12 protein-coding genes are annotated in these 13,744 nt (G+C 58.7%); all 12 read right to left on the reverse strand.

Annotation, left to right across the window (positions count from 1 at the left end; translation table 11 throughout):
* Nucleotides 1–93: 93 nt before the first annotated feature.
* A complete protein-coding gene (locus tag GFER_RS07830) occupies nucleotides 94–411 on the reverse strand; it encodes a YtxH domain-containing protein (protein ID WP_040098152.1) in 318 nt (105 codons plus the stop codon).
* 4 nt (nucleotides 412–415) lie between these two features.
* Nucleotides 416–796, reverse strand: a complete 381-nt coding sequence (locus tag GFER_RS07835) for a DUF948 domain-containing protein (RefSeq protein WP_040098155.1) — start codon at nucleotides 794–796, stop codon at nucleotides 416–418.
* A gap of 191 nt (nucleotides 797–987) precedes the next feature.
* On the reverse strand, nucleotides 988–1,548 hold the full coding sequence (locus tag GFER_RS07840) for a YkgJ family cysteine cluster protein (protein ID WP_052446168.1): 561 nt from the start codon (nucleotides 1,546–1,548) through the stop codon (nucleotides 988–990).
* A 167-nt stretch (nucleotides 1,549–1,715) separates the two neighbouring features.
* Nucleotides 1,716–2,363 (reverse strand): hypothetical protein, encoded by a 648-nt coding sequence (locus GFER_RS17630; protein ID WP_052446170.1) that lies wholly within the window; start codon nucleotides 2,361–2,363, stop codon nucleotides 1,716–1,718.
* Nucleotides 2,364–2,456: 93 nt separating this feature from the next.
* A complete protein-coding gene (locus tag GFER_RS07850) occupies nucleotides 2,457–3,791 on the reverse strand; it encodes a CDP-alcohol phosphatidyltransferase family protein (protein ID WP_235264032.1) in 1,335 nt (444 codons plus the stop codon).
* A gap of 219 nt (nucleotides 3,792–4,010) precedes the next feature.
* Nucleotides 4,011–4,256, reverse strand: a complete 246-nt coding sequence (locus GFER_RS07855) for a DUF3820 family protein (RefSeq protein ID WP_052446171.1) — start codon at nucleotides 4,254–4,256, stop codon at nucleotides 4,011–4,013.
* Nucleotides 4,257–4,262: 6 nt separating this feature from the next.
* On the reverse strand, nucleotides 4,263–6,062 hold the full coding sequence (gene recQ, locus GFER_RS07860; RefSeq protein WP_040098666.1) for a DNA helicase RecQ: 1,800 nt from the start codon (nucleotides 6,060–6,062) through the stop codon (nucleotides 4,263–4,265).
* Between the two features lie 401 nt (nucleotides 6,063–6,463).
* Complete coding sequence (locus GFER_RS07865; protein ID WP_040098157.1) at nucleotides 6,464–6,892, reverse strand: hypothetical protein; 429 nt, start codon at nucleotides 6,890–6,892, stop codon at nucleotides 6,464–6,466.
* An 86-nt stretch (nucleotides 6,893–6,978) separates the two neighbouring features.
* Nucleotides 6,979–8,199: a mechanosensitive ion channel family protein gene (locus tag GFER_RS07870; RefSeq protein WP_040098159.1), complete on the reverse strand. Its 1,221-nt coding sequence runs from the start codon at nucleotides 8,197–8,199 to the stop codon at nucleotides 6,979–6,981.
* A gap of 104 nt (nucleotides 8,200–8,303) precedes the next feature.
* On the reverse strand, nucleotides 8,304–9,725 hold the full coding sequence (locus GFER_RS07875) for a M16 family metallopeptidase (RefSeq protein WP_040098160.1): 1,422 nt from the start codon (nucleotides 9,723–9,725) through the stop codon (nucleotides 8,304–8,306).
* Nucleotides 9,722–11,221, reverse strand: coding sequence for a M16 family metallopeptidase (locus tag GFER_RS07880; RefSeq protein ID WP_082047967.1), 1,500 nt, complete (start codon nucleotides 11,219–11,221; stop codon nucleotides 9,722–9,724). The genes GFER_RS07875 and GFER_RS07880 overlap by 4 nt, the downstream gene beginning before the upstream one ends.
* Before the next feature lie 90 nt (nucleotides 11,222–11,311).
* The gene (lon, locus tag GFER_RS07885; protein WP_074669459.1) at nucleotides 11,312–13,696 is read right to left on the reverse strand and encodes an endopeptidase La; all 2,385 of its coding nucleotides are present in this window, start codon (nucleotides 13,694–13,696) and stop codon (nucleotides 11,312–11,314) included.
* Nucleotides 13,697–13,744: the final 48 nt, after the last annotated feature.

The following is a 13,744-nucleotide window of genomic DNA, read 5'->3' on the forward strand; positions in this document are numbered from 1 at the left end:
TTCGTTCAATCTCGACACAAACCTACCCTTTGCAATCAAATCAAAAAGAGGCCTGGGGTCCAGCGCCCCCAAGCCTCAAGCTCAATCCGCTTTTCAGGTGGATTTCGCATGCTTGCCACGCTCTTCTTCCATGGCTTTTTTGCCGGCCTCCACCGCCGCCTTGACCATCTCGCGTTTTTCCATCAAGGCCTCACGGCCCTCTTCAATGGCCTCGCGCACATGAGCCTCTGCCTCCTCGGTCATCTCATGCAGCTTCTCGCGGGTTTCATCCGCCAGGTCCGTCAGACGATGGCGCGTTTCCTCACCCGAGCGCGGGGCAGCCAACAGGGCAAGTCCACCCCCAACCGCGGCCCCCGCAATAAAGGCCAACAAAATTCCCCCCACGCCACTGCTACGGCATTCTTCACTCATGGTCTCATCTCCTTTCCTTGTGTTGTTTCTGCTCTGCCAGTGTTTTTCCAGCCGCTCGAAATCCGGCCCAGAACCCTGCCACGTTGCCCGCCAGGCGGCCGAGATCGTGTTTTACGAAGTGAGAAAACTGATTAATAGCCCCCGCCGATTCACCCAGGGCGGTGAGCAGGGCGCTGCCCTGCTCTGCGGCTTCGGTGGTGCGCTTGACATGCTCAGAGGCCTCACGCAACTCCTTGAGCATGGGAACGAGATCATGCTGAACATCACGCACCAAATCGTCGATACGCTGCACCGTGGTGCGCAACTGCAGCAGCACAGGGATAAGAAAAAGGGCCACGATAAATACGATGATCATCATGATCAAGGCAAAAACCTCAAGGGGCATGAGCGTCCTCCGCACAAGATGTCTGAGTATTTTAGTTTTGCGCCGGCAACACGAGTCACCATCAATTAGAGCACAGCCGAGCAGCTTTGCAATGTTGCAGGATACGACTTCGTGGAAAAAGTGCAAGGAAAGCGCGATGAAGGGCGGGATCGCCAAGGGCGACAGGCTTTGCGGTCAATGACTGTCAAGGGTCATAGATCGAGCAGAAGCGCCTCGGCGATGCTCAGGCGCTCTTGTTCGGGAGACCGGCCGTGAAAAACCTCGGAGACAAACAGGTTATTAATGGTCACCAGGCTGGCATTGAGCAGATTCAGATCAATCAGGGCGCGGGACGGAAGGACGGAGCGATCCCGAAAATTATTTTCACTGGAAACGACCTCCTCCCGGCCATCCACATTGGTCAAAAGCGGCATGCCATGGGTGCGGCAGACGATGGGGCGCGTAGCATAGAGCAAACAGGCGCCCTTGTCGAAAAGTGGGCAGGGATCTTGCGAAGCTGTTCGGCGGGCGCGATCGCGAATCCACTCGCCCTGTGCCTCGGGCAGATGCTCCAGAGCCAGGGCCAGGGTTACCGCTTCGACCCAGGACAGGGAGACATGTCGACCGCAGTTGGAGCAACCCCTCTGCCAGCTCACCTGGGTCGAAAATTCCTCCGTGGTGCGCAAACACAGCGCGTCGACCCGATCCAGCAGATCCCTGTAATTGCTCAAACTCTCCACCGCCGGGCTGAACACTTCTGTTGCTCGCTCCATCGCAAACCATCTCCCCCATCCGAAAAAGCCTTGCCCTTCCGCACCATCCAGATCCAATAAGATAACAAAATTTCGCGTCAAACCATAGTGTCTATATCACAAAATTTTTGGCGCGGAAAAATTCACAAAACACTCGGGATCTCAGACATGAAAGGTCTTCGGAATTTTCAAATCATGTTATCCCGGATCAACTCACGAACAAATTTCCGAGCGATCTCGTCCAACCGCTCCTCGATCCCGACAACGGTGGTTGTTTCACTGCGTGCCGACCAGAGAAGACCCTCTTCACCGGGCCGATAGAGACTTGCCTCCAACCGCAGAACGGTTGTTTCGCGGGTTAAAGTCGGAGCATAGGGATAATAATAACCATGGCCGTAATAGTTGTGCCAGGAGCGAAAATGAGAGCGCCGATGAAAAAAAGGATCATAGTAGGGATACGCAGAGTGGTAGCGCCCGGAATAGGTTTCTTCCACCGTCTCTTGGGCAAGGACGCGAACGATCAGAAAACCTTCCAGACCAAGGCCGGCAGCTTTTGCTTCAACCTCTTGCCGGTCCAACTCCGTGGCGTCGGCAAAGACGCGATAACTGGCAACCGCATTCACCCCGCGATCTTGCAGCGAAACGGCAAACCCATCTTCGGCGGTGCGCCGGACGAACTCCTCCTCGAACCTGGCAATGACCAGCATACTGGATACCGGTTGTGTGACCTCAGGATCTTTCCAGGAACCGGTCATCGTCGTCGTCGCGCAACCCGAAAGGATCATGAGCAATGCGACACCCATCCCCAGGAAGGCTTTGGGATTTAAAGCGCGCATAAGCCTGACCTCCTTTTTGGCAAAACGTACAATGTGTGTCCATTATAACGCAAAGAGGCACGACCAAGGCGGATCAAAGAAAAAAGTTTGCGCCTATTCAGGTGGGGTGGCTTTTTTGGGATGCCAGAACAAAGGCGAGGCCAGGTAGGTCAGAGCAGCGACAAAGGCGAAAAGCAAAGGGACGAGGTACTGGTCACGACGGACCCCCAACGCGAGCAGAAACAAAAATGCGCCGAGAACCAGAACACGCACGATTTTCGGCACTTTCGGCAGGATCGCGCGGCCGAAATGGGCATAGGGAATTCGCGAAATCATCAACAGAGACGTCAACACGACAAGACTTCCGACAATAAGCTCACTGGGAATCAGGACACAGGCGGTACCGACCAGCAGAGCACCCGCGGGAGACGGCAGTCCGGAAAAGGTCTCCACCCCGCCCAGAATGCCCTGCTTGCGCTTTTCGATGACAAAGCGCGCGAGTCGATACACGACCGCGCCCAAATAGAGCAGGCCAATCAGGATACCCACCCAGAGTTGCGAAAAAGCCGTGACGGCGATAAGCCCCACCGTCAGTCCGAAGCTCGTCCCGTCGGCCACATCGTCGAACAGTTCGCCCTGGGGCGTCGAGCCCCAGCGCTCGGCGGCACGCCCGTCGAAGAGATCGAGAAACTGCCCCAGAAACACCAACCCCAGAGCATAAACCGGAGGGTGACCGGCAAGGATGACCCAGCACCCGGCAAGACCACACACCAGGTTCAGAATGCTCAAAATGTTGGCGTACCAGTAGTTGGGAATCAGCTTGAAGGCCGTCGAGCAGAACGCCAGCCCCGCGCACACGACAAGCAGCGGGTGGATGGTGCGTCCGAGGGCGGGGATCGGCCCATAAATCATTTCCAACCCCACAACGATCAGCAACACGACGACCAGAAAGGTCTTCGCCTTGCCGAAAAGGTTTGCCGCCTTGATTTTGGTGAAGTGCCGGGATGCCTGTCCGGTAATATCGAAGAGCAGAAAAAATCCCACCACGAACGGATTGAGCCAACCGAGCCAGGACAGGTAGACCAGCATGGGGGAGTACATGAGCTTGTCGGAAAAGGGATCGATGGACTCGCCGTCCTTGGTGTGCAGATCGCACTTGCGGGCGATATCCCCGTCGGTGATATCAGTGATCATCCAGAACGTGAAAAAAAGAAAACAAAGCCGCGGATAGCCCAGGTGCAGCAGCAGGACAGCTATAAAACCCATGGGATAGCGCGCACGGCTTATGGCATTGGGATGCAGCCACCAGTGATTTTGCACCCAGGCCACCTGCCGTGGGGTTCGCAAAAACCGATATACGGCAAAACGCTCCGCGCCCAGCATGAGCAGCACGGGAAGGGCAATTTCAATAATAATCGATCCGTAAGGTGTCATAGCGCTTTGAAACATACCAAGATTTTTCTTAAAGTCTAGATTTTTTTGTAACTGTTCAGGATGCACCGCAAGGTACGGCGGCATCGCGTGCGGCAAAAACTCACCTACGGCTCAAACATTTGCCGCAGCACTCAACCGCCGCCCCCTGCGGTACTCTCGGACTTTACCGCTGAATAGTTACGATTTTTTCCCTTAGCCGACAGGCGTTCTGAAAAACCTGCGGCAAGGCGCCTGTCAGCGTAACCCACGCAGAGGCTCGAACAGGTACTCAAGTCCATTGACTTTGATTTCGTAGACCGCCTGCAACATTCGGCCGAGCTTGCCGGGCGGAAAACCCTGGCCGGCAAACCAAACCAGGTAGGGTTCGGGCAGATCGATGAGCACACGCCCGGCGTACTTGCCGAAGGGCATGGGAGTGTGGGCAAGGTCGAGAAGAAAGCCGGGATCGGGCACCGGCTGCCGGATTTGGTCTGCGGCCATGGCTGCTCAGTCCTTGAGATCGGAGTTGATCACGGCGAGAAACGGCTCGCCGTAGCGTTGCAGTTTCGCCTCACCGACCCCGTTGATGCTGAGCAACGCGGTACGATCAGCCGGTCGGTAGGCGGCCATTTCCGCCAGGGTGGCATCGCTGAAGACGACAAAGGGAGGCACCCCGGCGGCATCGGCCAGGCGCTTGCGCAGAACACGCAATTCTTCAAAGAGTTGCGTATCGTAATCAAGTTCTCCCACCTTTTTACGTGCCGGTTTTTTTACGGCCGCCACCTTGACCCGCGGCCGCGCGAGAATCAGACTCTGCTCGCCGCGCAGCAGAGGCCGGGCTTTTTCAGTCAGTTTCAGCACCGAATAGTTACCCATGTCCTGCTTGAGAAAGCCCAGGTGGATCAATTGGCGGATGAGACTGCTCCAGGCGTCCTGGCTCAGCTCGGCGCCGATACCATAGGTGCTCAGACGATCATGTCCCAAACGGCGCACGCGCTCGGTTGCGGCACCGCGCAGAACTTCGATGACCTGGCCCATGCCGAAACGCTGACCGACGCGATAGACGCAGGAAAGAGCCTTCTGGGCATCAACCGTGGCGTCGTAGCGCTCGGGCGGCACCAAACAGATGTCGCAGTTGCCGCAGTCTTCTTCCAAAGCCTCGCCGAAGTAACCGAGCAGCACCCGGCGCCGGCAGGTCTGCGCCTCGGCAAAACCCACCATGGCATTGAGCTTGTGCAACTCGATGCGCTTCTGTTCTGCGTTTTCACTTTTTTCGATAAGCCCGCGTGCCAGGGCGATATCACCATAACCGAACAGCAGCAAAGCCTCGGCAGGCAGGCCGTCGCGCCCGGCGCGGCCGGTCTCCTGATAATAGCTCTCGATGTTTTTCGGCAGGTCGTAATGAACGACGAAACGCACATTAGGCTTGTCGATACCCATTCCGAAGGCGACGGTGGCCACCACCACCTGCAGATCATCGCGCTGAAAGGCCTCCTGCACACGCGCGCGCTCGGCATCGGCGAGCCCGGCGTGATAAGGGTCGGCGGCAATGCCTTCGGCGCGCAAGCGTGCCGCCACCTCCTCCACCCGCTTGCGCGACAGGGCATAAACAATGCCCGGCTCGTTTGTACGACCGTGCAGAAAATGCAGAAGCTGAGCAAAAGGTTTGGCCTTTTGGGCCAGGGTGTAGCGGATATTGGGCCGGTCAAAGCCGGCCGTGAAACAGCGCGCCCCCTGCAGGCCGAGGCGCTCGCGAATGTCGTCGCGGGTCTGGGGATCGGCGGTGGCGGTCAGGGCAATCATGGGAACTGCGGGGAACCGTCGACGCAGAGTACCAAGTTGCACATACTCGGGACGAAAGTCATGCCCCCATTGGCTGACGCAATGCGCTTCATCAATGGCGAAAAGCGCAATGGGAATCTCGCCCAGGCGGGCCTGAAAAGAGTCGCTCAACAAACGCTCAGGGGCCACATAGAGAAGATCGAGGCGATTATTGTGCAGTTCGCCCAGAACCCGGCGGGATTCGGCGGCCCCCTGGGAAGAATTGTAGAAAGAGGCGCGTACGCCGTTGGCGCGCAGGGCGTCTACCTGGTCCTTCATCAGCGAGATGAGGGGCGAAACGACTATCGCAACGCCCTCGCGATGCAGGGCGGGAACCTGGTAGCAGAGGGACTTGCCGCCGCCGGTGGGCATGAGGACAAAAGCATCTTCGCCGCGAATCAGGGCTTCGACGATCTCTTGCTGGTAGGGGCGAAAATCCCGGAAGCCGAAAACGCGGTGCAGGGTCTGCTGAGCCGTGGTGTGCAAAACAATAGGTCCTTGATTGGATGGGATAAAGCAGGGATGATAACCGATTTTTTCCTGGGAGAACAGCAGGCTAAAAAACAAAAAAGTAACTGTTCAGCACGCACCGCAGGGTACGGCGGCATCGCGTGCGGCAAAAACTCACCTGCGGCTCAAACATTTGCCGCAGCACTCAACCGCCGCACCCTGCGGNGGTACGGCGGCATCGCGTGCGGCAAAAACTCACCTGCGGCTCAAACATTTGCCGCAGCACTCAACCGCCGCACCCTGCGGTACTGTCGGACGGCGCAGCTGAATAGTTAGACAAAAAAAAGCAGGATGCCTTCACACCCTGATCACAAATCTGGAAACCCTGTCTTTCCGCCGGCCAATTGCTTTCAATCAAGACACCGCAAAAGCGGCGCTCAGTGCAGAACTTTCTGAATCGTGTCGTGAACCTGCTTGCGAAAATCGTCCGAGGGGGTCACCACCAGCTCTTTATCGCCGACCTTTGCCGAAAAGCGCTCATCCTGCTGATTAGCCTCGTAGATCTCGCGCAGTTGCTCGGCAACCTGCGCCAGCCTGCGGGGTTCGACCCCGTTTTCCTCGACCAACGTTTTAAAGTTGTGCACCCGCCCGTCCTCGATCCAGGCAACGCCGAACTTCTTGGGCGGCTTGCCGATGAACACATAAGTGCTGTCTTCACCCGGGATGACCTCCAGCGGTTGTTTCGCCTCCTCCGCCAAAGTTTGCAACTGGTTGCGGATGTGCTGCAAGTGTCCCGCGGCAACACTGCCATCGTCGAGTCGCGGATAATCCGGTTTTCCACCCAAAAGCTTGTCTAAAAAACCCATAAACTGCTCCTTTCCGGCCGACAGAAAGGACACTAAAAAACCATTATATGGAGAATTTCTGTTTTTTCAAGAGCAGTTCCGTGATTTTAATCCGCAGCACGCGTTATGATCTGGCCGATCTCGCGGACGTCCCGGCCACTGGGGGACTGAAAAGCGCGCAGGCCGAACTCGGGCAGTACGGAAAGCAGGTGATCGAAGATGTCTGATTGCACCCCTTCATAATAGACCCAGCGGGTGTCGTTGACGAAAACATAGATTTCCAGGGGCAACCCCTCGGCGGTGGGTGCCAGTTGGCGCACCAGAAAAGTCAAATTTGGGTGAATGTGCGGATGATTGCGCAAATAGGCAACACAGTAGGCACGAAAGGTACCGATATTGGTCAGACGCCGGCCGTTGGCCAGCACACTGAACTCTGCATCGGTGACATGTTGCCGATTGTGTTCCTCGATCTCGCGCACTTTCTGCTCCAGGTAGGGACGCAGCAACCTGATGCCCATGAAGCGCTCAAGCAGTGTATCATCGACAAAACGCACCGTGTTGATGTCGAGGGAAATGGCGCGCTTGATGCGCCGCCCGCCGCTTTCACTCATGCCCCGCCAGTTTTTGAAGGATGAAGACACCAGCTCATAGGCGGGAATGGCGGTAATGGTCCGGTCCCAGTTCTGTACGCGCACGGTGGTCAGGGACACATCGATGACATCCCCGTCGGCGCCGTGCTTGGCCATCTCGATCCAATCGCCGGTGCGCACCAGATCCATGGTGGTGATCTGCACTCCGGCCACCAGCCCAAGCAGCGGATCCTTGAAAATGAAGAGCAGAATTGCCGTGATCGCACCAAGCCCCGAAATGAAATAAACCGGACTGCGATCGGCGATCTGCGAGAGTGCCAGGATCAGGCACAGCAGAAACACCACCAGCTTGATGGCCTGGGCCAACCCGCGGATGGGCAAGTGCTGGCGGGTGGGGCTGGTCAGGTAGATGTCCATGCCCACATTGAGCAGGGCCTCAAACACCCAATAACCGACGAACACGAAATAAACATTATTAAGACGCGTAATGAATCTGAAAATCTCGACACTTTCGTCGAGCACCAGGGGCAAGCCCAATGCCAGCACCACCGCCGGCGCCAGATGGGCGGCCCGGTCGAAAACCCGGCGCTGCGCGAGCAGATTGTCCCACTTGACGGGACTGCGCTCCACAAGTCTCTTGGCCAAGGGCACGAGAACCCAGCGTGCAATATAATAGGAAACAAGGATTGCACCCGTCAGTATGGCACCCGGAAGGTACTGCATGAGATCCTGGATCATGGAGAGTCTTTCACCTCAAGCACATCGGAAAAAACGCCGCCGCAAGGGTCGCGGCGGCGCCTGGGGTTTGGGAGCGGAAGCTCGGCGGATCGCATCAGGGCCCCTCAATACTCCAGGGAAAATTCCTTCACCCTCAGGCCCTGCGCGGCCAGCTCGGCGGCGACGGCTTCGACATCGCCCACCAGCACCAGCATCTGCCCTTCGGGATTGAGATAGCGGCGCGCGGCGCGTTGCACATCGGCGGCGCTCACCTGCGCCACTCGATCACGGTAGGCTTGCAGATAATCGGCGGGATAGTCGTAAAAATCCAGACGCATGGTCATGGCAACCACATCGTGCTTGTCGGTGAAGCCGAAGACGAAGCTGTTGATGAGGCTTTCCCGAGCCAGGGTCAGGTCCGCTTCGGACACCGGAAGCTCGCGCATCTGCGTCATGATCTCGCGCTTGATGCCGACCACCTCAAGCACGGCGTTGGTGCGGGTTTCGCTTCCGGCGATGAAGAGTCCGGGAAGATGCCGCCCCACCTGGTAAAAAGAATAAACCGAATAGGCCAGACCCCGATTGGAGCGGATTTCGCGCATCAGGCGCGAATTGAAGCCGCCGCCGCCCAACAGGTAGTTCATGACCCGCACCGCGTACTGATCGGGATTGTCCTTGTCGATGCCGATCTCGCCGAGCAGAATGGACGTCTGAGGCAGATTGCGCGGTACGACCCAGGTCTGGGGGGCGTCCACAGATTCCAGGGGGGGAATCGCCTGCGGATCAAGATCAGCCCTGGGCCAACCACCGAAATGTGCATCGAGCAGTGCGAGAAGGCGATCGCGGTCGAAGTCGCCGCTGATGCCGACCCAGAGGTTGTTGGGATGCACATGGGTGCGGTGAAAGGCCTTGAGATCCTCGCGCGCTATCGCGTTGACGGTGGCCACCGTGGCACTGCGTCCCAGGGGATGCTCGCCGTAGAGGCTGCGTGCCAGAACCCGGCGCGCCAGATTTCCTGGATCATCGTTCTGCCGGCGGATTCCCTCAAGAGCCTGGCGTCTGGCCACTTCCAGACGCGCAGGATCAAAGTGCGGCCGGCGCAGGACATCGGCAAGAAGTTCCAGGCCCTCCTCCAGATCATCAGAGCGCAGCGACATGCTCAGAGTCACGGCATAGGTGTCGGCCGCGGCACTGAGATTGGCCGCGCGCATGTCCAGAAATTCATCCAGGGCAGCGGGATCGCGTTCACCTGCTCCGCCACTGCGCAGCAGGGCGGCGTAAAGATCGGTACGCCCCACCAACTCCGGGGCATCACCGATGGAACCCGCGCCGATCATCACCGTCAACTCGACCAGGGGCAGTTCGTGATCTTCCTGGACGTAAAGGCGCAAGCCGTTGGCCAGGGTCAGGCGCTCCACCTCAGGTACGTGAAATTCCAGGGGCGCAAAGGTCAGTTCGCGCGGAGAGGACGGCACCTGGGGCGCAGCGCATCCCCAGGCGAAAAACACCAAGAAGACAAACATCCACAAGCGTGCCGGAAACATCATTGCTCCTGCGCCTCCCTTTCAAGTGTCACCAGGGTCCGGTTGCCGGCATGCAGCCAGCGCCGTGCCGTGTCCATCACATCCTGCGCGCCGATCTCGGCAATGATCTCGTCATAGGTCAGCACGTAGCGCCAGTCACCGGCAACGCTCTGGTAGAAGGTCAGCATCCGCGCCAGGCCCTCATTTCCGCGCAAAAAACGCAACCGATCAGTGCGCAGGCGATTGGTGGCCCGCTCCAACTCGGCCGCGCTGACCGGTTCACGACCCAGGCGTTCAAGTTCGGCATAGATGGCGGCTTCCACCTCTGCGGTGGTATGCGGATGTCGGGGCGTGGCGGTAATCACGAACAGGTTGGGATAACGCGAACCTGGAGCACTGAAGGTCTGCACCGCGGTGACAAGCTGCTGCTCCAGCACCAGGCTGCGGTACAGCCGCGAGCTGCGGCCCTGGCCCAGAACCTGATTGATGAGGTCGAACACGTAATCGTCATGTTCGGGCAGAGTCGGTTTGTGAAAGGCGATGGCCAGTTGCGGCTCGGCGTCGAAGGTGACCTGAATACGCTTTTCGCCGCGTTGCGGCGGTTCAACATCAGAAACCGCCGGCACCGGCAAACCGGACGGAATATCGCCGAAATACCGCGCGATCATCGCGATGGCCGCCGGTGGATCGATATCTCCGACCAGCGCAATCACGGTGTTGACCGGCCCGTAATAGCGATGGAGAAAATCGCGGGTCTGCTCCAGGGTGAGATTTTCGATGTCCGAGCGCCAGCCGATGATGGGGTTGCGATAGGGATGCAGAGTAAAGGCGTTGGCGAACAGATGCTCGAAGAGCATGCCGCGCGGATTGGTCTCGTAGGCGCGATAACGTTCCTCCATGACCACATCGCGCTCGGTGTAGAATTCGCGCAGCACGGGATTTTTCATGCGGTCGGATTCGATAGCCGCCCAAAGTTCGAGCTTGTTGGCCGGCAGGTTGATGAGGTAGGTGGTCAGGTCGCGGCTGGTGAAGGCATTGTAGCCCACCCCGCCGTGCTCGGCGTAGATGCGGGCGAACTCATCCTTGACCACGAATTGCTGGTGCTCCTGCTGCAGATCGGCCAATTCTTTTTCCAGGGCGGCGATTTCCTCGGGATCGGCATCGCGGCGAGCGCGCAGGGCATCCAGGCGACTGCCGACCTCTTCGATGCGCTCGAGCAGGGGTTTTTCCTTGGCATAGTCCGTCGTGCCGATTGTTTTGGTGCCCTTGAACAGCATGTGTTCCAGCATATGCGCCATGCCGCGATGTTCGCTGGTTTCATGGACCGATCCCACGCCAAGGGTGATGTAGGCGGTAAAAGTGGGCGCCTCGGGACGCGGCACCATGAGTAATTTAAGCCCATTGGCGAACTCATGCTCGACGACCCGGTCTTCCAGGGTGGCCGCCGAGATCGGTGTCACCCAGAACAGCAGACAGAAAAAAACGGCCAGGGGCCGTCGGGAAACAAAGAAAAATCTCACGGTCAACTCCTACGGAAATAAAAGAAACAGAAGGGCCGAGGAAAAGCTTAACTTTTTCGCCCGCCGGGAGCAAGCCCTCTATGGTGATTCTCAGGCGTGGGGACCGGCCGCCGGAGGATACGAATCGCTCAAATCACCGCGACGGAAACGCACGGACGCGGGCAACAGAGCGGTTTCGACGACTTCCTCCATGGACGAGACAAAACGCAACGCCATCTCCTTGCGCACCTGCTCGCTCAACTCCTCGACATGGGCACGATTGCGCTCGGGCAGCAGCACGATGCGCGCGCCGGCGCGGTGCGCCGCAAGCACCTTTTCCTTGACGCCGCCGATGGGCAGAATACGCCCCGTCAGGGTCAGCTCCCCGGTCAGAGCCACTTGGCGGCGGGCTGGACGCCCGGTGAGCAGCGAGATGACGGCCAGGGCGATGGTGACCCCGGCCGAGGGTCCATCCTTGGGGATCGACCCGGCAGGCACATGGATATGCAGATCGCAGGTTTCAAACACGCCGGAGTCGATGCCGAACTCCCGCGCATGAGCGCGCACGAAAGACAAGGCAGTCCGCGCCGACTCCTGCATGACCTCACCGAGGCTTCCGGTCAGGGTCAGCTCTTTTTTGCCCGGCATCTGCGAGGCTTCAACAAACAGGATATCGCCACCGGTCTCCGTCCAGGCGAGGCCGGTGGCGACTCCGACCCGGTCCTGCTCGCCGGCCACTTCCGCAAAAAACTTGCGCGGACCGAGCAACTCAGCGACCAGATCGGCGTTTACGCGCACGCGCGGAGTCCGTCCCTGGGTGATTTCGCGCGCCAACTTGCGACACACTGCGGCGATCTGCCGCTCAAGATGACGGACCCCGGCCTCGCGTGTGTAATCGCCGATAATGCGCTGCACGGCTTGCGCTTCGAAATCGACGGGATAATCGATCAGCCCGTTCTCTTCGATCTGCTTGGGAATCAGGTAGCGAAACGCGATCTGCTCCTTTTCTTCCTCGCTGTAGCCCGGCAGCCGGATCGTCTCCATGCGGTCGCGCAGAGCGCTGGGGACGGGATCCAGAATGTTGGCGGTGGTGATGAACATGACCTTGGAGAGATCGAAGGCGACGTCGAGGTAATGGTCGTTGAAGGAATTATTCTGCTCAGGGTCGAGCACCTCCAGCAAAGCGGAGGCCGGATCTCCGCGAAAGTCCTGACCGATCTTGTCGACCTCGTCGAGCATGAAGACCGGATTGTTCGCCTCGGCACGACAGATTTCCTGAATGATGCGCCCCGGCAGCGCACCGATATAGGTGCGCCGGTGGCCGCGGATTTCCGCCTCGTCCTTCATGCCGCCTAGGGCAATGCGGATAAATTTGCGCCCCAGGGCCCGGGCGATGGAGCGTCCCAGGGAGGTCTTGCCGACCCCCGGCGGCCCGACGAAGCACAGAATCGGCCCCTTGCTCTGCTTGCGCAGGGAGCGCACCGCCAGGTATTCGAGAATCCGGTCCTTGACGTCCTTGAGATCGAAATGATCCTCGTCGAGAATCTCCTGGGCACGGTTGATGTCGAGCTGATCCTCGGTGCCGTGGCTCCAGGGAACCGCGCACAGATATTCGATATAGGTGCGCGACACCGTATATTCAGGGCTGGCGGCATTGATACGCTCCAGGCGCTGCAACTCTTTTTCGGCGATCTTGCGGATCGGCTCGGGCATGCCGGCTTTTTCGATGCGCCGGCGGAATTCGCCCAGTTCTCCTTGACGCGGGTCATCGTCGCCGAGTTCTTCCTGAATCTGCTTCATCTGCTCACGCAGCAGAAATTCCTTCTGCGTCTTGCCGATGCGCTTACTGACTTCAGTCTGAATTTCGCCACGGACCTGCTGCTTCTGCACTTCGCTGGAAAGCAGCAGATAAACATCCTTGAGGCGCTCCAGGGGATGCAAAGCCTCAAGCACCCGCTGCTGCACGGCGGGCGGCACGCTCAGGTAAACGGTGATGAGATCGGCAAGGCGACCGGGGTCCTCGATGCGATCCACCATCTGCATGACATCGCCCGGCAAGGGGCGCCCGTGGGACAGGGCGATTTTGAGCATGGCGTTGACGCTCTGCACCAGAGCTTCGGAGACCAGGCTGCGCTCGACGGTCTCCTCCAGAGGCTCGACCTGCGCGATGACGAAGGGAACCCGCTGCACGGCGCGACCCAGGCGCACCCGCTTAAGACCCTCGACCATGACCTTGGCGCCGCCTTCCGGCAGGCGGAACACCTGGGTGATGCGACAGGCGGTACCCACCGGGGCGAGGTTCTCCAAGCGGCACGTTTCTCCGCCCCGCGCACAATAAAAAAGACCGATGACCTGGTTGCCACCCATGGCTTCTTCCACCACGGGCATGGCTTCGATGCCGACAAACAGAGGGAAAACCATATAGGGGAAAACAACCTGGTCGCGCAGGGGAAAAATGGGAACGATCTCCGGAAAGTCGTCGTCGCGAGCAATCATTGCCAACCCCCTGTTTACGGAACCGGTTCATTAGGAAGGAATTGAGGA

Origin of the sequence: Geoalkalibacter ferrihydriticus DSM 17813 (assembly GCF_000820505.1) — a bacterium.
GTDB classification, from domain to species: Bacteria; Desulfobacterota; Desulfuromonadia; order Desulfuromonadales; family Geoalkalibacteraceae; genus Geoalkalibacter; species Geoalkalibacter ferrihydriticus.